The 20,714-nt window shown below is 46.2% G+C and carries 22 protein-coding genes and 2 tRNA genes; 17 read left to right on the top strand and 7 right to left on the bottom strand.

Annotation, left to right across the window (positions count from 1 at the left end):
• The first annotated feature begins 11 nt into the window (after positions 1–11).
• Positions 12–509: a thiol peroxidase gene (locus EL173_RS03620; protein WP_005691933.1), complete on the top strand. Its 498-nt coding sequence runs from the start codon at positions 12–14 to the stop codon at positions 507–509.
• Between the two features lie 57 nt (positions 510–566).
• Here the strand turns inward: EL173_RS03620 and EL173_RS03615 are convergent, their stop codons facing one another.
• Entirely contained in the window at positions 567–1,553 is a 987-nt protein-coding gene (locus tag EL173_RS03615) for an AEC family transporter (RefSeq protein ID WP_005684056.1), read from the bottom strand.
• 4 nt (positions 1,554–1,557) lie between these two features.
• The gene (locus tag EL173_RS03610; RefSeq protein ID WP_005714479.1) at positions 1,558–3,225 is read right to left on the bottom strand and encodes a malolactic enzyme; all 1,668 of its coding nucleotides are present in this window, start codon (positions 3,223–3,225) and stop codon (positions 1,558–1,560) included.
• A 422-nt stretch (positions 3,226–3,647) separates the two neighbouring features.
• Here EL173_RS03610 and EL173_RS03600 point away from each other — a divergent pair, with 422 nt between their 5' ends.
• Positions 3,648–4,526, top strand: a complete 879-nt coding sequence (locus EL173_RS03600) for a LysR substrate-binding domain-containing protein (protein WP_014571180.1) — start codon at positions 3,648–3,650, stop codon at positions 4,524–4,526.
• A gap of 124 nt (positions 4,527–4,650) precedes the next feature.
• Here the strand turns inward: EL173_RS03600 and EL173_RS03595 are convergent, their stop codons facing one another.
• Positions 4,651–5,586, bottom strand: coding sequence for a magnesium transporter CorA family protein (locus EL173_RS03595; RefSeq protein WP_005691926.1), 936 nt, complete (start codon positions 5,584–5,586; stop codon positions 4,651–4,653).
• A 90-nt stretch (positions 5,587–5,676) separates the two neighbouring features.
• On the opposite strand from EL173_RS03595, the gene EL173_RS03590 reads away from it, so the two are divergent.
• The 6 genes from EL173_RS03590 to EL173_RS03565 all read left to right on the top strand — a co-directional run bounded on the left by EL173_RS03590 (position 5,677) and on the right by EL173_RS03565 (position 10,101).
• Positions 5,677–6,027 carry a DUF488 domain-containing protein gene (locus tag EL173_RS03590; RefSeq protein ID WP_005684061.1) on the top strand — a complete coding sequence of 117 codons (351 nt, stop codon included), beginning with the start codon at positions 5,677–5,679 and terminating at the stop codon, positions 6,025–6,027.
• Positions 6,028–6,034: 7 nt separating this feature from the next.
• Positions 6,035–6,607, top strand: coding sequence for a 5-formyltetrahydrofolate cyclo-ligase (locus EL173_RS03585; protein WP_005691925.1), 573 nt, complete (start codon positions 6,035–6,037; stop codon positions 6,605–6,607).
• Positions 6,608–6,772: 165 nt separating this feature from the next.
• Positions 6,773–7,732 (top strand): hypothetical protein, encoded by a 960-nt coding sequence (locus EL173_RS03580; RefSeq protein WP_005691924.1) that lies wholly within the window; start codon positions 6,773–6,775, stop codon positions 7,730–7,732.
• 298 nt (positions 7,733–8,030) lie between these two features.
• On the top strand, positions 8,031–8,648 hold the full coding sequence (locus tag EL173_RS03575) for a flavin reductase family protein (RefSeq protein ID WP_005691923.1): 618 nt from the start codon (positions 8,031–8,033) through the stop codon (positions 8,646–8,648).
• 21 nt (positions 8,649–8,669) lie between these two features.
• Positions 8,670–9,617, top strand: a complete 948-nt coding sequence (locus tag EL173_RS03570; RefSeq protein ID WP_005684066.1) for an AEC family transporter — start codon at positions 8,670–8,672, stop codon at positions 9,615–9,617.
• A 10-nt stretch (positions 9,618–9,627) separates the two neighbouring features.
• Positions 9,628–10,101: a hypothetical protein gene (locus EL173_RS03565; protein ID WP_019728400.1), complete on the top strand. Its 474-nt coding sequence runs from the start codon at positions 9,628–9,630 to the stop codon at positions 10,099–10,101.
• Between the two features lie 120 nt (positions 10,102–10,221).
• Here EL173_RS03565 and lexA read toward each other — a convergent pair whose 3' ends face one another.
• Both lexA and EL173_RS03550 read right to left on the bottom strand, forming a co-directional pair.
• The gene (gene lexA, locus EL173_RS03560; protein WP_005691921.1) at positions 10,222–10,848 is read right to left on the bottom strand and encodes a transcriptional repressor LexA; all 627 of its coding nucleotides are present in this window, start codon (positions 10,846–10,848) and stop codon (positions 10,222–10,224) included.
• 394 nt (positions 10,849–11,242) lie between these two features.
• Positions 11,243–11,437, bottom strand: a complete 195-nt coding sequence (locus EL173_RS03550) for a hypothetical protein (protein ID WP_005684071.1) — start codon at positions 11,435–11,437, stop codon at positions 11,243–11,245.
• A gap of 445 nt (positions 11,438–11,882) precedes the next feature.
• On the opposite strand from EL173_RS03550, the gene EL173_RS03545 reads away from it, so the two are divergent.
• Both EL173_RS03545 and EL173_RS03540 read left to right on the top strand, forming a co-directional pair.
• Entirely contained in the window at positions 11,883–13,049 is a 1,167-nt protein-coding gene (locus EL173_RS03545) for an AI-2E family transporter (RefSeq protein WP_005684073.1), read from the top strand.
• A complete protein-coding gene (locus EL173_RS03540; RefSeq protein ID WP_005684075.1) occupies positions 13,042–13,521 on the top strand; it encodes a hypothetical protein in 480 nt (159 codons plus the stop codon). The genes EL173_RS03545 and EL173_RS03540 overlap by 8 nt, the downstream gene beginning before the upstream one ends.
• 73 nt (positions 13,522–13,594) lie before the next feature.
• Here EL173_RS03540 and EL173_RS03535 read toward each other — a convergent pair whose 3' ends face one another.
• On the bottom strand, positions 13,595–13,957 hold the full coding sequence (locus tag EL173_RS03535; protein ID WP_014569282.1) for a hypothetical protein: 363 nt from the start codon (positions 13,955–13,957) through the stop codon (positions 13,595–13,597).
• Positions 13,958–14,167: 210 nt separating this feature from the next.
• On the opposite strand from EL173_RS03535, the gene EL173_RS03530 reads away from it, so the two are divergent.
• On the top strand, positions 14,168–15,193 hold the full coding sequence (locus tag EL173_RS03530; RefSeq protein WP_005691913.1) for a zinc-binding alcohol dehydrogenase family protein: 1,026 nt from the start codon (positions 14,168–14,170) through the stop codon (positions 15,191–15,193).
• A 32-nt stretch (positions 15,194–15,225) separates the two neighbouring features.
• Here EL173_RS03530 and EL173_RS03525 read toward each other — a convergent pair whose 3' ends face one another.
• Positions 15,226–15,525: a hypothetical protein gene (locus EL173_RS03525; protein ID WP_005691911.1), complete on the bottom strand. Its 300-nt coding sequence runs from the start codon at positions 15,523–15,525 to the stop codon at positions 15,226–15,228.
• A gap of 156 nt (positions 15,526–15,681) precedes the next feature.
• Between EL173_RS03525 and EL173_RS03520 the strand changes: the two genes are divergently transcribed.
• The 6 genes from EL173_RS03520 to EL173_RS03495 all read left to right on the top strand — a co-directional run bounded on the left by EL173_RS03520 (position 15,682) and on the right by EL173_RS03495 (position 20,516).
• On the top strand, positions 15,682–15,987 hold the full coding sequence (locus EL173_RS03520; RefSeq protein WP_005684079.1) for a SemiSWEET family transporter: 306 nt from the start codon (positions 15,682–15,684) through the stop codon (positions 15,985–15,987).
• A 169-nt stretch (positions 15,988–16,156) separates the two neighbouring features.
• Entirely contained in the window at positions 16,157–16,495 is a 339-nt protein-coding gene (locus EL173_RS03515) for a PadR family transcriptional regulator (RefSeq protein WP_005684080.1), read from the top strand.
• Positions 16,496–16,514: 19 nt separating this feature from the next.
• The gene (locus EL173_RS03510; protein WP_015764289.1) at positions 16,515–17,522 is read left to right on the top strand and encodes a permease prefix domain 1-containing protein; all 1,008 of its coding nucleotides are present in this window, start codon (positions 16,515–16,517) and stop codon (positions 17,520–17,522) included.
• Between the two features lie 203 nt (positions 17,523–17,725).
• Positions 17,726–17,798, top strand: a tRNA-Ala gene (locus EL173_RS03505).
• Between the two features lie 331 nt (positions 17,799–18,129).
• Complete coding sequence (locus EL173_RS03500; RefSeq protein ID WP_014571178.1) at positions 18,130–19,950, top strand: helix-turn-helix domain-containing protein; 1,821 nt, start codon at positions 18,130–18,132, stop codon at positions 19,948–19,950.
• 493 nt (positions 19,951–20,443) lie between these two features.
• Positions 20,444–20,516, top strand: a tRNA-Ala gene (locus EL173_RS03495).
• Positions 20,517–20,714 lie beyond the last annotated feature (198 nt).

The following is a 20,714-nucleotide window of genomic DNA, read 5'->3' as shown; positions in this document are numbered from 1 at the left end:
AGTGAATTCTGATGGAAATAACTCGTCACGGCACCGCTATCATGACAAACGGTACCCCAACAGCAATTGGTGAAAAGTTACCCGTTTTTACGGTCAAGGATGCGCAAGGTCAGTCTTTAACCACGCAAGATCTTAGCCGACGTTTGACGTTAATCAGCGTTGTTCCAGACATCAACACGCGAGTTTGCAGTATTTCAACCAAGCACTTCAACGAAGATATGGATGCGTTTGATAACGTCGATTTTTATACTATTTCGACCAATACCCCTCAAGAACAGCAAACATGGTGCGCCGCAGAGAACGTCAAGAAAATGCAGCTACTGTCCGATCAAAATGCTGACTTTGGGAAAGCCATGGGACTGTTTGTTGCTGACAATCATACTGATGCCCGCAGTGTCTGGATTATCGACGACACCGGCACCGTTAAGTATCGCGAGTTGATCACTGAACAAACCCACGAGCCGGACTACACCAGCGCTTTAGCTTATCTCGAAGCCCATCAACATTAAAAGCAACAAAAAAAGAGCCAGCTGGCTCTTTTTTTGTTGCACCTCAAACTATTCACTTTATGCCAAACCTTGAACGAGCATCATGAGAATCGGCACGACGACCACGAACAAAACGGTTGAAGTTGTGACAACGTTGGTGGCATATTCAACATCGGCATGGGCTTCAGTCGCCAGAATCGGCAAGACCGCAAGTCCTGGTGCCGCCGCCTGAATGATCAGCGTTTGGGCTTCAAGTCCCGGCACATTGAAGCCAGCGTGCATGCCCAACAAGATCAAACCAGTAATCAAAGCTGGCGCAATCACAAAACGACCAATTAAGGCCACAATCGTATCGCGATCAAACCGGATAGCCTTTAATCCGGCATCAGCTAAAATAATCCCGATATAAATCAATGATAGTGGCGTTACTAAACTACCAACATAATCCAGCGTGTTAACTGCAAAACCTAACCAGCCAACGTGGATAAACGGAATCTTAAGCAACAGAAAGACTAACGCAACCAGGAAACCAACCAATGGCGCTGGCAATAACTTCTTCCAGTTGAAGCTGGCGCCGCTTTTTTCTGCTTTTTCCTGAGTCGGATCATCCCATGCCATGATGAAGGCACCCACTGTCCAAGTTGAAACTGTGTTAACCACGTAATACATCAGGAAATATGGCACCGCCTTGTCACCAAACAAGGCCAGGTTCAACGGTAAGCCGATGAAAATGGTGTTGGCGTTGACGAACATGTTGATGAAAGTGCCACGCCGTCCTGGCCGAACTTTAAGCAGCCAAACCAGCAAAAAGGCAATCAGATAGCCAAGAATAACGGCACCGAAGCCGTAAACTAAGCCGGATGACAGACTTACCAGCTTGTTTAAAGTCAGTCGTTGCAAAACAGAAATAAAGATCGAAGCAGGCAACGCAATTTTCATCAATAAATCAGAGATGGTTTTACCAAACTGATCATCGAACCGCCCTTGCCGCCGTAAAACATAACCCACGGCAATGAGCAAAACGATGGTCAGCACACTTTGAATGGATGTACTTAATGCAGTCACAGTTCTATTCCTCCAAGTCTAGTTCAATTGAATCCGGTAATGGCTGATATTCCGGCTTCCAGGTCATGTCGGCCACAGCCTGTTTGGCATCGCTGATCGGTTGCTGGTTTAACCCATTCTTGATGGCGTCTTCAGCAACAGCAATCGCAACGGTTTGGCTAAACTGATCGAGCTTCGAAACCGGTGGCAACACGGCAGCACCTGGCTGATCCGGATCAACAATTCCACCTAAACTGTGCGCAGCGGCCGAGATCATGGAGTCCGTCAACAGTTTGGCCGTTGAAGCAATGGTTCCCAAGCCCAGGCCCGGATAAACCAGCGCATTATTCGCCTGACCGATCGCATAACTGACACCCTTATATTCAACATTAGCAGCCGGAACCCCGGTAGCAATCAAGCCACGGCCATCCGTCCACTTGATCAAGTCATCTGCTTTAGCTTCGGCCAGCTTCGTCGGATTGGACAATGGGAAGATAATCGGTCGATCGGTGTGAGCAGCCATTTCCTTGACGATACTCTCCGTAAACGTACCCGGAACGGTTGACGTGCCAACCAAGACTGTTGGATGAACTGCCTTAACGACAGCTTCAAGCGTTGTCAGCTCGTCTGCATTAGCAAACTCGCTGCGAGAACGGGCAAACGGCTTTTGTTCTGGCGTCAAATCCGTCATGTCATCAAAGAGTAAGCCTTGTTTGTCCACCAAGTAGAAATGCTTCTTGGCTTCTTCTGGGCTCAAGCCTTCTTCAACAAAGGCCTCGTAAACTCGCGAAGCAATACCAGCACCGGCAGTTCCGGCACCAAAGCTCAAATAAACTTGGTCGGTCAATTTTTGCTTGGAAATATTCATGGCGCCTAATAGCCCGGCCAAAACGATGATCCCGGTACCTTGAATGTCATCATTGAAGGTAGTGATCTTGTCTTTATATTGATTCAAAATATCTGCAGCATTACTGCGTCCAAAGTCTTCAAAATGCAAATACAGGTTCGGGAACAGCTTTTCTGCTGCGGCGACAAATTTATCGACAAAGTTGTGATACTTTTCACCGTATACGCGCTTGTGACGATTGCCTAAATAAAGGTCGTCGTTCAACAAACTTTCATTGTTAGTGCCGACATCTAAGACCACTGGCAAGACCTGACTCGGATCAATGCCGGCAGCAGCCGTATAAACCATCAATTTGCCGACTGAGATGTCAACACCCTGCGTGCCCCAATCGCCAATACCAAGAATACCTTCAGCATCGCTTACAACCAGCAACCGGATATCGCGGCCATCTGCGCTATGCTTCAGTGCGCTTTCGATATGGTCCGGATCATCGATTGAAAGATACGTGGCATTTTGTGGATTAACAAAAAGTGCACTGTAGTTTTCAATCGTGTCGGCAATAGTCGGATCGTAAACAATTGGCATGAATTCGTTGATATGCTCGGAGAAAAGCTTATAGAATAAAACATGATTCTCGTTGAACAAGGTCATCAAAAATTGACGCTTGGCCAAATCAGTTGGCTTGGTCTGCAACTGGGCATAAGCTTGCTTAACCTGCTGATCAAGTGTTTGTACAGCTGGTGGCAGCAAACCATTCAAGCCATATTGGTTCCGTTCCTCCTGCGTAAAAGCAGTCCCTTTATTTAAAAATGGGTTATTCAGGATCTGTTCTGGTGTATATTTCAAAGTCCACACTCCTTTTTGTGCCAGTTAAATCGGACACAACTTTTAATCACAAGAGGAGACGATACGCCGCCGCAAAAACTATAGTCAAACCTAACAGAAGTGATAAAATATTTTTATATGACGCCATTATTTTTCTTTTGTCGGCGTGGCAGCTCACACCATAACGCGCTCCCCGGCGCAGGGATCTGCGTGTAAGGACCTTGGTCGCAATGGTCAAAGAGCGACCATCACGTCCAAGGCCGCTTACACTCCGGCTCCTAACCGCGCTGGCTTTTCTGCTCCATAACGCGCTCCCCAGCGCAGAAGTCTGCGTGTAAGGACCTTAAGCGCAATGGCCAAAACCCGGCCATCACGCTTAAGGCCACTTACACTCCGACTTCTAACCGCGCTGGCTCGCGCTCACTTTTTTTAGGAGGCTAAACGTGAATACTCGGGATTTTGACTATTTTCTTTCGCTAACGAAAACCGGCAATTTCTCACAAACTGCTGAAAAATTCGCAGTTAGTCAACCCACTATTACAACCGCGATTAAGCGTCTGGAGGATTATTTTCACGCACAGCTGATTATTCGCGACCGCCGTCATCATGATATCAGTGTGACCCCGGCTGGCGAACAGCTAGCGGCCCATGCGGCGATTATTCTGAATCAGTTGACACTTGCCCAACAAGACATTGCATGGGATAAAAAAACCAAAATCCGCTTTGGTCTTCCTCCAATCATCGGTGGTTATCTGTTTCCTAAGATTGCGCCCGATTTGATTAATACCGGTTTAATGCCACAGCTGGAAACCATCGAAGCTGGATCGGCCGCTTTGCTTGATCAAATCAAAGCTGGCAAGTTGGACTTCGCCGTGCTGGGTGCCAGTGGTCCATTAGTCGAGTCTGACTTACATGTCGTACAAATCAATGCGGCACCGTTTGTGATCATCACCCGCAAAGACGATCCTTTGGCAGCCAACAAAAGCGTTCGTTTCGCCACGCTTGCTAAACGCCAATTCATTACTTTAAGTGAGGGCTTTGTCCATACCCGCGCGTTTGCCTGGTTTGAACAACGGCACACATTCTCGCCGAATATCGTTTATCGAACCGGCGATGTGCCCCTACTCAAGCGATTGGTTCGCCAAAATGTCGGGATCGGGTTCTTAACCAGAATCGCAATTAACCCCGATGACCGTCTGGCTACTTTAGCCATTGATGATGCCCATCAGCCGGCCTTCACAATCTCGATCGTACATCGCAAAGATCGCGTTTTAACGCCAGCGATGAAACGGTTCGAATCGATTTTAAAATCATATAAGTGAGGCAATGCTGCCCAGAAAAAAATCGATTCCAGCAAATACGTTAGAATCGATTTTTATATGGAATTTTTTCCTATAGTTGACGCCAAACAAGCCAATTTTGCGGGCGTTGAAAGTATCTGCCACTTTAAAAGTAATCCTTGCGCCACAACCACCATGCGGCAAGACCGCATAAAACCGCGGTGCCGCCAATCAGCCACCAAAATGCCCAGTACGCATTCTCAAATGGCAGCCGTACATTCATACCGTAAATTCCGCCAACGATGGTGGGAATGGTCAAAATAATTGTCAGGCTCGTCAAGACCTTCATGATGAGGTTCAGGTTATTTGATACAATCGCACTCACAGCAGTCGAATACTGCTCCAATAATTTGTTCGTAATGCGGACCATGGTTTGAGCCTCAACCACCTCGACTTCCACGTCATGTAGCCGACGAAGGTAACCAGCCGCCGTGAAAAAGCGCTCGCCTGCACGTAATGACTTGAGTAGGTTTCCCGAGTGCTCTAACGCCGCATCAAAAAAGACCAGACTCTTTTGCATCGCCATCAATTGATAAAGCTGAGTATTTTTAGCTGCTTTGCCCAGACTGCCTTCAATCTGTTTGGTTTCGTCATTTAATTGATCCATGTCAATCACGAATTGGTGCAACACTAACCACAAAACTTCCAAGGCAAATTCTTCCGGTTTGGAGGATAATGGCTGCGCGGCCAAGTCGTCAAAAGCCCGCAATGGATGCTGCATAATCGTGATAACGCGATCGGCCAGTAAGATCATCGTGAGCGGTACGGTGTTAAATTGGCGGAATCCTAATTCATTGGTTATTTCGATTGGATACCGTAAAACAATTAGGCCCGGCATCTTATCAGCCGGATCCAGCCCTTCTACCCGTGCATTTTCATGTTTATCCAAAGCCGCATCGACATAGGTTTGCGGAAGTCCGTAAGTGGTTGCCAAGGTTTGCAGTTCTTGGGGTAAAGGAGATTGGACCCTAATCCAGTTAGCCTGATCATCCGTTGCCACCTGCACATTGCGGTCTTTTTGAATTTGATAACACGTAATCATGATGACACCTCTTTTAATTAGTATACCGTATCGCGACTAGAACATTCACGACTTGCCAAGACTGGTATCATAAGAAATGAGGTGATCGATATGAAAGTAACACTCGAACGGATTTATCAAAAACCCCAAGCCCAAGGTTTTCGCGTTCTTGTTGACAGAATCTGGCCACGTGGCATCAGCAAGGTCAACGCGGCATTGGATTTATGGGCCAAAACCATTGCGCCCTCTCCGGAATTGCGTAAATGGTTCGGTCATGATCCGGAAAAATATCCTGAATTCAAAGAACGCTATTTGGCAGAGCTAGCAAAAAATCCGGATTTGCCAAATTTCATTAAAACTTTAAAGGAACACGAACAGGATCCGGTTATCATGTTATACGGAGCTAAAGATGAAACCCATAATCAAGCGGTTGTCTTAAGCGAATTCCTAAAAAATAAGTGAGGTTGTCATGTCTACGAAAGCCGAATTTCGCTCCCGTCAGCTCAAGCGCCTACAAACAGCGGCCAAAGAAACCCAGATGGCTGGGGAAAATCTATTGGCAGCATTAGTGAAAACTCCGCTGTGGCAGCAAGCTGACAGCATCGGGGTCACGGTTAGCGGACCTTTTGAAGTTCCCACTGCCCCTATCATTGCAGCTGCTCATGCTGCCAACAAAGCTGTGTTCCTGCCGCGCGTTATGCCTAAACGTCAAATGGTTTTCCTGCCAGACCCCGGTTTTGATCAGTTGGTAACCAGTCGTTTCGGTATTCCCGAGCCGCCTTATCATGCCGATCAAGTCGAGCCGGCCCCTGATCTTTTGATTGTTCCCGGGATCGGTTTTTCGCTGGCAGACAATTTCCGTATTGGCTTTGGCGGCGGCTATTATGATCGTTTTTTAGCCGATTACCCAGGCCATACGGTGACGCTGGTGCCACCGGTTATGGCGTTTAACCAACCAGACTGGCCAGTTGAATCTTTTGATATGCCGATTGAAACTTTGATACTTGCTAATGGCAACATCATTGTGCAAAAGTCATATTAGACATGATCCTGTCATTAGTATTTTAGTGGGCCGCCGCTATCGACTGCGATCACGTACAAAGGTTTATGTGATCGTAGTATACCGGCAGCTCATTTGTGATACTTCTGGTTCATCCTTATCTATCCCAGTTTTGAACAAAATTCATTTTATCTCAGGAGGCAATCCATGCGACGTGAACGTATTCGCCGGAATCGCAGAACGCTTTACCTCACACTAGCCGGAATCGGCGCGATTATTCTGTTTATCGGTGTCTTCATCTGGCTAGTGCTTCGGGGAGCTAAGGTTCAAGGACCTGTCGCTTCCTCTTCAAGCAGTAGCGCATCATCCACCTCGGCAGTCACCCAGTCTTTTAAAAGCGGGACTTATACCGCTACTGGCGATGTCACGGACGAAAACGGTGTTCATCACGATCTTACTGTTTATGTGAAATTAACGACTGCCAAGACTTATACCCGCCTGCTCATTATTGACGCGCATAGTCAGCCACAAGTCATTAATGATACCGGTAGTATTAAACAGAAAAAAGGTAAGTTGACGCTTGTATCCGATCACGCCAATGTCTACACTTACACGACGACCACGACATACAAGCACAAGCAGGCATCAACTGTTGATGAATATTCAGCCAAGGACGCATCTGGCACCGTGCTGAGCTACACAACTGCCTTGAAGAAAGAGCTCAACAATACCATCTCGTTGAAGGGTAAAACGCCTCATAATTATCACTATTTAACGACTAGTTTGCCCCTACAACGTTCTAAGAAAAAGCTTGTCAGTCTAGCGAATTTTAAAACCTCGCAGACTGCTTCAAGCGTTTCTTCAAGTTCAGTCATCAGCTCGGTACCGTCATCAACAAACTCCCAAACTAGTCATTCTGTTTCCTCAACTGTTTCCACTGAACCATCATCTTCTGCCGCGCCTAGTGTCGAAAGTCAGCATAGCCAAAGCGGCGCGTCAGGTAGCAATCCGGCTCAAACTGGCGGTCAGGGTACGCAGACTGGCGACGATTCCGAAAAGCCTGGTAGCGATCAAAGTAACCAGCCGCCAGCCGGTTCGTCTAGCAGTCAGTCACCATCTCCGACTGATCCCGGATCAAATTCTGCTACTGATACCAGTCCCCATTAATCAATCGGTCCTCCGATGCCTATACGGCGATGTTTGCGATCTCAATCGCCAAACATCGCTTTTTTGTTCGCGCTAAGTCTCACTGGGTGATGCCTTACGTTTGGCTATTAAGCTCGACTGCCGCTGTGCCCTGACAACTTTGAACAAACTAGTGAGTGCTTGAGAATGCCAAACGAGCTTGTCCTTTTGACGCCATTCGTTCCCTGCGCTACACTTGCAGTCGTGACGTACTTTTGGGCTACACCAGCTTCTATTGCAAGGTCTCACCATCGGATTTGTTATGTACTGGAGGTCTACGATGATTAACCTATCTGCCAGCGAACTTTCACCGCATGAACAATACAAGCTTTTGTCCGGCAGCATCATCCCACGGCCAATCGCTTGGATTACCACCCAGAATACAGCAGGTCTCATTAATCTAGCACCATTTTCGTTTACAACCGGGATTTCCAATCAGTTGCCGTTGTTATCGGTTGCGATTTTGCGCGAACGCCAAGCGCCAAAAGATACTGCGGCCAACCTCCTTGCTCGCCATGAAGCGGTTGTGCACATGGTTAGCACTGATCTTACCAAGGCGATGAATCAAACCGCAGCAAGACTGGCTCCTGATCAAAGTGAATTAACGCTGATTGATTTACCATTGATTCCGAGCACGGAGATTCAGGTGCCGGGTTTACAAGCTGCTCGCATTCGCTTTGAAACCAGTCTTTACCAATATGTCCCCATTCGTAATGCGGCGGGAATCATCATGACGGATCTCTTTATTCTAGAAATCCGTCAATTTCATTTTGCAGAAGCCGTGCTTGATTTACCGACACTGCATGTGAATCCAACTGCCTTGGCCCCCATTGCCCGGCTTGCCGGTCCTAACTACGCCGAATTGGGACGAACGTTTACATTGCGGCGACCAAAATAATTTATAAGGAAGTGGCGGTATTTGACAGCATTTATCTCAAGCGTTTTTGGCGTTTTCGAAATTCTTATTCTCATCATCATCGGCTACTTTCTAACGGCGCGCGGCTGGTTTAACAGCCACTCTAGCAAGGTCATCGCCAAGGTGGTGACCCAAGTCGCATTGCCTGCTTACATGATCGTCACCATCTCGTCGAAGTTCACTGCGGGTATGCTTTTGCGCTTGCTACCGGATTTGTTCTTCCCGGTGTTATCCATGATGATCCTTTTCGCCTTGTCATTTCTGGTTTGTTACTTGTTGAAAGTACCGAAGTCACGAAAAGGCACCTTTAAATCCATGTTCTTCAACTCCAACACGGTTTTTATTGGTTTACCGGTGAATTTGGCACTGTTTGGTCCTCGCAGCCTTCCTTACGTCCTCGTTTATTACATGGCCAATACCACTATTTTCTGGACAATCGGGGTTTATCTTATCCAAGGTGATGGGCCCAAACCGGCACGCTTTGATTTAAAAAAGGCGCTCGGCAAGGTTTTCTCACCTCCGTTATTAGGCTTCATGTTCGGGATTGTGCTCGTCTTATTGAACATCAAGCTCCCGGAGTTTCTAATGGCGGATCTGACATATGTTGGTGACTTAACGGTACCTGGATCCATGTTTTTTATCGGTATTGCGTTGCATACGGCTGGCTGGCGGCAGTTGCGGCTCAGCAAGGAAGCCTGGGGTATCTTTAGTGGCCGCTTTCTTTTTGCGCCGCTACTCATGACCGCATTGGTTGCTTTTGCTCCGGTTCCGACCTTGATGAAACAAATCTTTATTCTCCAGTCCTGCATGCCGGTCATGACCAATGCACCGGTTGTGGCCAAACTCTATGACGCCGATGCTGATTATGCTGCCATCATGGTCACAGAAACCACCTTGCTATCAATGATCGTGATTCCTATCGTTATGACCTGCATCCAATTTATTCACTAGGAGCTCGGAAATGAAAAAGCTGATATTTCTTACCATCTTAATCTTGCTAAGCGGCTGCTCTTCCACAACCCCGGCAAGCAAGTCTACATCCAAACAGCCAGCGGCCAGCACCGTCACCAGCCACGTCAAGCCCACTAAAAAGACCGTTCCCAAAGCCACTTTAAGTACACTTGTCGGCCACGCGTTCGTCCAAGTCGATAATCGCAAAAAGGCCATCCGGGTCACGTCCTCAACCAGCGGCTACTATCTTGAAACCTTAGCCAACCAAGGCGGCGTTTTTGAAAGTACCGATCAGGGAATTTTTGCCGCTCAGCTTACATTAAAAAGTCGAGTTTTCACCTTCACGGGTAAAGCGCAACCACAAGCGGCCAGTTCTACTTTGCAATTCCAACTCACCAAAAAAGGTCAACTCAAGCAACTTCCAAATGGACCTGTTTACAAAAAGGTACCGCAAGACGACCTTGATCGCCTCGCCCAACCTTGATATTTGCAACGTTGACATCAGGGTACATAATCAAAAAGACATTTACCACCACTTCGATAAAGTAGCTGGTAAATGTCTTTTTGATGTGAGGGCGATTCGTCCTACTGAATTATGAGCTGATTACACAAGCGCCGGCCGATATAAACTAACGACAATTCCGAGAATCGTGACACTTGGGAAGTACATATCATCCATATCATCATTTTCCGGATGCAGACGAACGCCATGCTTTTCTTTGTAAAAGCGTTTAACCGTTGCCTCATCCTCTTCGGTCATCGCAACGACAATCTGGCCATTTTCGGCATCATTTTGTTTCTTGACAATAATCTGATCGCCGTCTAAAATGCCGATCTTAATCATCGAACTGCCTTGGACCCGAAGCATAAACAATTCATCGGCGGAATACGGAAGATCGTCAGGGACAGGAAAATAATCATCAATATTTTCAATCGCCGTAATGGGAACCCCTGCAGCAACCGTTCCGACAATAGGGATTCCTTGTGCCTGAACCCCAATAAAATCAAGCCCTGCTGTCGTGACTTCAATAGTCCGCGGTTTAGACGGATCTTTGGCAATCAAGCCAGCCGCCAGCAACTTCTCCAAGTAAGCCGCGACCGTACTGGAAGAGCTGAGTCCGACCGATTTACCGATTTCGCGAACCGTGGGCGGGTACCCATGATCCTCGATCGCTTCATAGATTGTTTGTAAAATCTGTTTCCAACGTTTCTGACTTGCTTGTGTTGGCATCCGCTCACCGCCTCGTTCTCTTTTGTTACACTCAGCATACCAATACGAACGGACGTTTGCAATTGTTTTTGCTGTTTCATTTGAAAAAACTGTCGTTAGGCGCAACAAAATATCTTTTTGCCTCAATATTAAGGCCATTAACGCTTTTTATTTGCGTATGGACCGCGCCGCTCCCCAATGCAAGGACAAAGCATGCTTGGGTGGGCAATTCGATGGTTTTATCCTGCTTTCTATAACGCGCTCCCCGGCGCAGAAGTCTGCGTGTAAGGACCTTAAGCGCAATGGCCCGGTCTTGGCCATCACGCTTAAGGCCACTTACACTCCGACTTCTAACCGCGCCGGCTCGCGCTCACAAAAAATCCACAGTCGTCATGGCTGTGGATTGTTTCATCAATTAGTTATGCAATAATGGCATCTTATGCATCTGACGCCGATCACATCTGCTCTTGATGACTGCATAGAAGAAGCTTAAGAAAATATCTAGAGCCATCAACAAGATGCCGGCCGTCGCATAGTTACTAAACAATAGCAAAGTTGCGACCAGGGTCAGAGTTATTAATGTCCATTTAGCGCCCCGAAGTATGCTCATATGGGGTCACTCCTCTCCGTATCGGATGAACCGACATTGACTCACCGTTTTGGTTGTGACTTTATCATACCTGATTTTTTTGATTTGTAAAGCTTTTGTATATGTAAAATTTACATTAAGCGCCTTTGTTTAGGCTTTTATAATATTTGTAACGATTTCAGCGTGTTTTTGTAAATTTTATGTAACGACTGCAATTACACGTTCTTGACATTTCACGGAACCCATCCTCGAAAAATGCTACTCAGTCGAGTATCATTGTTATACAAGGTGTACTTGATTTTTGTGCTTAAAATCAGCGCTAAAGTGACGACTTCAGCTGTCGGTTACTGACAAGGTTAACTTGCCAGCCCTACGTTTGTTTTGTAAGGGCTTTTGTGACTGTCTGACCGCTTTGGCGTGCTGTGACCGGAATATAACCTTTACCGTTATTAGAGGAGGATCGCCTTTGAAACGTACCGACTCGTGGCTCTATCGCCGCTTTGTTAATAGTAAGTTCATGATTCTGCTAGTTGATTTGCTTTTGGCCCTGCTAGTCATTTTTGTCTTTACCAAAATTGCTTGGGTCTTTCAACCAGTCGTTGATTTTCTAGGGATTATTGCGCCGCCATTTATTTTTGCCGGCATTCTCTTCTATCTCACCGTTCCGATTATCAACCGCCTTGAAAAAGCCGGGTTGCATCGGGGCTTGGCAATCGGATTGCTGTTCATTGTATTGATTAGCCTGCTGGTCTGGGGCTTATTACGGTTTATTCCTGCTGTCAGCAATCAAATCACCAGTATCGTTGATTCCGCTCCGCAAATATTTACCGAAATCGGCAAATGGTTAGATGATTTAAATGACAAACAGAACATCCTGTCGCAACATGATCTCAACGAAATTGCCAATGAAGTCCAGACTTTCTTCACGGGTAAACAAGGTGCCTTTGTGACTGGCACCATTTCACAGCTGCAGAATCTGATTGGCATTGTCGGCAATGTGGTCGTCACAATTTCCACTGCGCCCATCATCCTCTTCTTTATGCTAAAAGATGGCGATAAGTTCACGCCGATGATCTTGCAGATTGTACCAACGAAACTGCGCCGCTCGGTTAAGCAAATGCTCCATGAAATGAATGAAAAAGTCGGTTCATACGTGCAAGGCCAGATCACGGTCGCATTATGCGTTGCGGTGATGTTCATGATCGGCTATTCGGTTATCGGATTGCGTTACGGTTTGATTTTCGGCTTGTTGGCTTGCCCGTTGAATCTGATCCCTTATTTCGGCTCGGCCCTTGCGATGATCCCACCGCTAATCATGGGCGCGTTAACTTCTCCACGCATGATTCTCGCCGTGATTGTCGTCTTCTTTATTGAATGGTTGATCGAAACGCAATTGATTTCGCCGCTGGTTATGGGCAGCAAACTTGAACTTCATCCCATTACCATTGTGGTTGTCCTGCTCACAGCCGGCAATCTCTTTGGCTTGGTCGGGGTCATTCTCGGCATCCCTGGCTTTGCCGTTTTGAAAATTGTCGTCACGCGATTCTTTAGCTGGTATCAGCAGGTTTCTGGTTTGTACGAATCAGATCACCCCACAGATGAAGTTGACCAAAAAGGAGTACCTCATGAATAGTTTTAATGTGTTATTGATCGGACTGGACATCGTTTTAATTGGCCTAGCTGGCTACTATCTTTTTTGGCAAAGTAAGATCCAATTTACTTCCCGATATGCAGTATCTCAGCTTATCTGGGCCGTGCTGCTTGGCTTTTGGTTTATGACAACCCGAGTCAACAACATGCCGTATATTATTTTCATCTCGATCTTTTTGGTGCTATCCATTATGGCAGGGACTGGCGGACTGGCCCCTACTCGCCTGATCGCCAACGGTTTACTGGCGCGCGTGATTCCATACACGCACATGTCCAGTATCACCTTGACACCGGTAAGCCTTCCAAATGGCCAGGAATGGGTTGTTGCCGTATTTGCCCTTAGCAAACGCCGGATGGTCCGCCTGACATTTCAGGCCAGTCTTCAAAACCTGTTAACCGAACTGTCAAAAGTACTGCCAAAAACGGTTCCTGTAACCGTCCAGCGTATGAACTAGCACGCATACGTAAAAGCAAAAAAGCTCCCCGAATAAATTTTTCGGAGAGCTTTTTTGCTAGTCGTCATTAACACTATTCATCGATCTTTCGAATAGCTAAGAGTGCAACCAGTACCACGGCCAGGCCAGCACCCGTCACCAGCATCTGCCACGGCGCGGTGACATCCAGGAAGTAATAATCAATCAGCGCCAGCATTAACCCGGCGAACAAAAGATCAATCCAGAAACGTCGCCACCGAGTCCTGGCTGCAGCATCTAACAATAAGACGATACCAATCAAGGCGGATAATACAATGCCAAAACTAATTGTCGCAATTGTCCCGATCGTATCAGCCGGCCGCATCGTGTACCACGCGAAAAATGCAAACCCCGCCGCTGCCAGTACTAAGACAATGACCAAGCCTATCAATTCACGTTTTGAGCCAAATTTTTTCACGAGCAGCCTCCTTAAAGCTATCGTCTTCACGTCATGTTCATCGTTAATTTTTTATGATTCGTCAATCGGCATCGAATTTTTCAAGCTGGGTTGCGCACACTTGGCTTGTTTCGCCAATATCCTGCACATTTTACCAAATAACCTGTGCATTTCCAACTCACTTCATAAAAAGGTTACAATAACGACAGATTAAACGAAAGGACGATTCAAATGTCACAAAATATTGCGATCGGTTTTACTAAAGGCTTAGCGATCACTGCCGAAAACAGCTTCCAAAGCTTTGCCCTCCCTGTCCCGACTCCCCAACCAAATGAAGTCGTTGTACAAGTTGACGGCGTATCGGTCAATCCGATTGACACCAAACGTCGGCAAGCGGCAACGCGACAAGCAACACCACAAGTGCTGGGATATGATGCAGTTGGAACCATCACCCAAGTTGGCGCACAGGTTGCTGGTTATCATGTTGGCGATCGGGTCATTTACGCCGGCACCACCCGCAAACCCGGCAGTAATCAGCAATATCAGGCAGTTGACGCACGACTAATTGCCCGCGCACCACAACAAGCCCCTACTGCTGACTTGGCAGCACTGCCACTGGTCGGATTGACGGCTTGGGAGTTGCTATTTGAAAAAATGGGCTTCATTCCCGAGTACAATGCGAATAAAGGTCAACAATTACTGATTATCAATGGCGCTGGCGGTGTCGGTTCCATGCTCAGTCAGTTAGCCCATTGGAGCGGCTTAACTGTTTTAGCCACGAGTAGTCCCAAAAATCATCCATGGCTGCGCGACCATCACGTTGATGTGCCGCTCGATTACCACGAGGATCTGATCGCCCAAATCCATCAAGCCGGCATTCAAACCGTTGATGGTATTGCGCTCCTCTATCATCCCGAACCCTATCTAGCCGCTGCCAGTCAGTTAATTCGGGCATTTGGCCATATTGGGTGCATTGTCGGTCCGCAAGCCGGGCTTGATTTGGCAGTCGTCAAAGATAAAGCAGCCAGTTTTGATTACGAGTATATGTTTGCTAAAACCGATTTTGCGTACCACATTGCTTCTCAAGGCGCGATCCTCAGCAAACTTCTAACTCTGTATCAAGACGGACAAATAAAGGCTTCGGTAACCAAAGAATTCACCGGCATTAATGTAGCAAACTTAAAAGCTGCCACTCAATTAGTAGAAGAAGGGCATATGGTCGGTAAAGTCGTTTTGACTGGGCCCTTTTCTCTGTAAATGATGCCTCCAGTTGCTTTAAGATCAAGGTTTTATTTCCGGAAACCTAAAGCATGCTGCAATGCAATCTTTGCCCCTTCTGAATTCAGCTGGCCGGGATCATAGATAATCGTTCCATCACCCATATAATAATGAAATTGTTGCATCACTGCTCGATTTATAACTGTGCGTAGGCGCAATTCATCATTAATGGCATCTAACAACTTCCCACTCCATGTCTTATCCATCATTTCAGGGATATCCCGTTCGGTCACAAACCCCTTATCCATGATCGCATCGGCACCTTCCTGCTTCTGAATCCGAGTGACCATATCTGTCTCTTTGTCTGCCATAAAGTTCCCTCATTTCGTGCTTTTTCAGAAAAAATAAAAATTGACCAACGCGATGCTGGCCGCCTATTCGATTCTATCACAGCCATCACCTCGACTTGGCATTTAAGACCAATCGTGTTAAAGTTATTTTTATCCTAAAAGAAGGGGGCATTTTAAATGCGCGTTGATACTGGGAAATATCCTGATGGTGTTGACCCCGCCCGAATAAAGCGGCTCAAACTCCTCAGTAAGCTGGCAACTTTTACCTGTATTTTAATGTATGTTTCGTACATTCCGGAAATCATTGCAAACTTTTCTGGAAGTCCAGTCAATCCAATTCAACCATTAGTAGCAATGGTTAATGCTACCTTATGGACTTGCTATGGCTGGTTAAAAACTTACAAAGATTGGCCAATCATTATCTCTAATATGCCAGGTATTCTGTTTGGGCTAGTTACATTCGTTACTGTTTTTGTACATTAATCGACTATCAGCAAACACCTTCATGATTGAAGGTGTTTTTTTACTTTACCTGATGAAGTAATCGTGTTAGCATTACTTCATCAGATGCAGTAGTCAACGAACGGCACCTTTGCCAGTTAGTTCACGACCACTGCTGCACCAACCAACCCTGCACAAAGGAGGCGCGCTCGTGATCAGTAGTGATGCCATGCGTGGCTATAATGACGTCCTTATTCTCGCCATTTTACATCAAGGCGATTCGTACGGTTACAAAATTGGCAAAGAAATTCGCGAACGAACCTCCGGACAATACATCATTCGCGAGACCACCCTTTACGCCGCCTTCAACCGTTTAAGTAAAAATGGCTATATCGAAGCTTACCCCGGTGCAGTCACAAATGGAAAGCCGCGAACTTACTATCGCATCACCTCAAGCGGTCAAACCTTTCTCGCAGTTAAAGCCGCAGAATGGCGCCGCGTCAAAACTGTTGTCGATTTATTCTTGAATCAGCCGTTAACCGATCTTTAGCCTTTGGAGGAACCTGCCCATGGATACGATTAAAACCTACTTAGATAGTCTATTCGCCTCACTACCCGATAATGCCAAAACCCAACAGGCAAAAACCGACATGCTCGCCAACATGCGCGACTATTATCGCGATTTGCTACGGGACGGTAAAAGTGAAGAAGAAGCCATCGGTGCTGTGATCAGTGCATTTGGTTCCTTAGATGAGTTGCGCGCTGATCTGGGCCTCCCGGTGCAATCCGATCCCAACCGTGCTGAAGCGGCAGCCGACGATGATGCCATTACCGAATCAGAACTGCGGCATTTTTGGCAAAGCGTTGACCATTTTGCCACCCAAATCGCGCTTGGCGTATTGCTATGCTGCATCAGCGTCGCCTTACCTGCCTATGCCGGCACCTCTCGTTATGAAGTGTTCGGGGTCATTGGCATGTTCCTACTAGACGCCATCGCAGTCGGTCTCTTCATTTGGGCAGGCACCACGTACAGCCAGCAAAAAAAGTTACTCAATGACCGACCAATCACCAAAAGCGCCAAGCACCTTGCCCAACAAGAAACGGCGGCCTATAGTCGGCAATTCGCTGCGGGCCTGATCGTTGGCATCATGATTTGCATCTGCTCTCTCATCCCTGCCATCCTCTCTGAATACATTAGCCATTTTATCAGCGATGACGCAGGTGGCGCGCTGTTTCTCATTATCGCAGGATTAGGTACTTATCTTATTCTTTATGTTTCCATTAATTATTCGCAACTGAAACGTTACACCTACGCCACAACAGTCCCAAATTCAGCTCCGGAACCCCATGACGAACACACAAGCAGTTGGTCCGCAGCAAAACACCACCATAACCAGCGCGCACGTCAAGACATTGCACTTTTCCGGCAAGTTTATTGGCCACTGATTCTTGTCACCTACTTCTTGGCCTCAACCCTTTTCGATACCTGGAGCTATTCTTGGCTCATCTTCGTTATCGGAGGTGTGCTCCAAAACGTCTTCATTGCCCTTATCACCCGGCGAGCTGAATCAAGATAAGCTTGATAAAACTTTGAGTCAGGCGCTGTCATTCCGAAATCAATCATATGGCCGCCTTTTCTGCAAGTGCCTCGTATGTGCTTTCCAAAATAATCGTGCTTTCCACTATTATTTTCCTTGCTTAACGGCAGACATCCTTGCCCAATTACGGTCAATCCCCTTTACACCAACGTCGAAGTTCAGTACAATTAGGTTTGTGTTTTGGGTCCATAGCTCAGTTGGGAGAGCGCCTGCTTCGCATGTAGGAGGTCGACGGTTCAAGTCCGTTTGGATCCATAATTGAAAGTCGCCAAGTAATTATATAAAGCAGCGCAGGCTTGGTAGCAGGTATATAGGTAACAAGCGTTGGGATTTTTTAAATAAGACTCTAGCATTGAGAATTTTTGAAGTTCTTAATCCTAGAGTCTTTTTTGTTCAATCCGTGCGATCATGATAATCGTAGTTTTGCCGCTGGTGTGTACAATAAAGTTGCATATATGCAAAAAATCTTTTTTCTGCACCGTCGTTCTCTCATAATTGGCTTATATCGTCTACATGCTCCATGACACTCACCGATATACGTATCATGGATGCCACCTGAATTAAAACATCTTTGGAGGGGGTATATTTGAAAACGAATAAAAGCGGTTCCGTATTAGAGGCTTTGGGGAGCTTCTTTCGCAGTCAACGCATCGCACGTGGCTTAACTCTGCAGGAAGTCAGCAGTAACTGGTCTGCTGCCACTTTATCAAGATTCGAACGCGGTGAAATCGATATTAGTACCGACAAAATGCTGTCACTTATGACCAAAATTGGCATCGATGAATTAGATTTTTTGGAGTTTTATGAATCGATTCCGGCCAATTTTCCTTTACAATTACAAGACCTCACGCAGTTAAATGACATTGCCATTTTGGAGGCACGCAAGCGTGGATTCTTTGCTGCACATCCACATATCAATAGCATGACTGAGTTAGCCCGCCTTATGTTCGCGGCAGCTGAAAATTGGCCTAATCCCCAGTTTCGATTTAGCAGTGAAGATGAGCAGCTTTTGGCAGACCGCTTGGCTACCCCTGAACGTTTTACCATCTTAGAGTTAGAACTTTACAAGGCAATCGCTGGTCCGGCCAGCCATGAACTGCTGTCTTTGCTTTGGCATCGTGCTCAACGAATTCCTGACAACTGGCGCCAACCTCGGGAAATGATCGAACTATTGTTATGGCTCGGTGCCTTGATGGATCAAGATATGGAACTCGTTAACGATATGGAGTCTGAATTGGCAGAATGGTACGTCGCTGATTCAGTTCGCGACCGCATCATTGAATTCATGCCAAACTGGCAATACGGTCGCAGTGTTGCAAACTGGCTGCGCACACCAACGAATCAAAATAAAGCCAAGATCCAAGCAATCATTAGTATCCTGAAAAAATACGATGTTATGACTGATGCTCGGTGGTTTGAAATGATGTTAGTGCGAACTCAATCTGGAAGTGTGTATCACAACACGCAATTAATTGACCATCCGCGTAAACTAACGGAAGCACACACAGCTCAGGAAGTTGTTAAACGCCAACGTCTGTATCTCGGTCTCAAAATCACGGACATTAATTTAAATGTCTCCCCCACAACATTAAGACGCTTTGAAAACGGTCAGACGCAACTAGCCGCATCTTGTTTATTTCAACTTTGTGGTGAGTTAGCTTTATTACCTTCGCAGATTCTTAGCTCACTTGATCCGACATCAGACAATGTTCTAGGAAAGATCTCACTAAAACAAACTTTCAAACAAGTACAGCAAGCTACTGCTCTAAACGAAGACAAACATTTAGTCGCCAATCTCATTCATCAATTCACGACTCAATTTTCTGATATACCAGCAAACACACTCAACATGCAACTATTTGTATTGAAATCAGCATCAGGATTAGTGTCAGCAAATGATCCCACAATGCTTCGGCAAGCACCCATACTTCTGTCAAGATTATTACAGAATAATCACTGGGGCGCCTTAGAAACCCACACTAGTCAAGAACTCGTCAATTGGCTAAATCCTGAACAACTGACAATGCTGTTCCAAAAAGGGAATCATGTCGTTGTTAAGCACCCACTAACGGTAGGAATTAATTACGTTTTTAGTGGACTGAATCAAGCTATTATTCGGGTTATTCTCCACTATTCATCAAAAGAGCTGAGCGCATTTTTGCAAAGCTTTAGATGGCTATTGACATCCACTGATCCAAGTCCCGAGCGCTGGGAAGCTTTGGGTTCTTGGTATCTTGGGCGTTATCTCCTCGATCCAAGTAAAGCTAATGCGGATCAAGTTGAACTCTACGTCCATGAATCCTTGCGTATAGGCCATCCTAATGCAATTACAAATTTGAAAAGTTTCAATATCAAGCATTTACCGAAAGGCTTTATTGATAAGTTTGTCTCATCCTACAAAGATTAAAATTACAAAAACTAAGATACTTTAACATGCATATATGCAAATTTGCTGGGAGCCACTCAATAAAGGCGCCATAATTTATGACAGGTTGAGGTAGTAGAAGTGGGTAACCTCAGTGGAGGAGTATTGAAAAAAGCGGGGTTGGGGCCTCGCTTTTTTCTGTGCAAGCGTGGTAAACCGGCGCGGCTAGAAGTCGAAGCGTAAGTGCCATAAACGTGATCACTCGGGCTCGGCAATTGCACTTAAGGTTCGTACACAGACTTCTTTGCCTGTAAATGTGTTAAGTAAACGTCTGAGCAGCATAATCACTAGAGACTAAACGTGACTTTGCACAATATTTTCGTTAGTCCCCAGACTTCGCGATTTAACCCAAATTCTAAGTGTGCCAAGTTTTCCATTTTGGCCAGCATCCTAGTTGAAAAGCAGCCGTCAACCTTGGTATAATCGTTTTCGAAAATAGTTTAGGCACAACTTTGTTTATACGCATTGAAATAGCGGGTCTTTAGCTCAGCTGGGAGAGCGCCTGCATGGCATGCAGGAGGTCGACGGTTCAAGTCCGTTAAGATCCATAGTTGTTATATAAACGGCTGTCAATCATTGTCATATTAAGGATTTAAATGATAGTTTCAGCTTAAAAACTGTCATTTAATTGCAAAGAAAATCAAAAAAAGAATGTCCAAAGGAATGTCCGACATTCCTTGCTTGGCAGGCAGTGGCCGTAACTCTTTCAAAGGAGTTGCGGTTATTTTTATACTAACAAGACGCAC

The sequence above is a fragment of the Lacticaseibacillus rhamnosus genome, assembly GCF_900636965.1.
In the GTDB taxonomy this organism is placed as follows: Bacteria; Bacillota; Bacilli; order Lactobacillales; family Lactobacillaceae; genus Lacticaseibacillus; species Lacticaseibacillus rhamnosus.
This window is presented reverse-complemented; position numbering and strand designations above follow the sequence as displayed.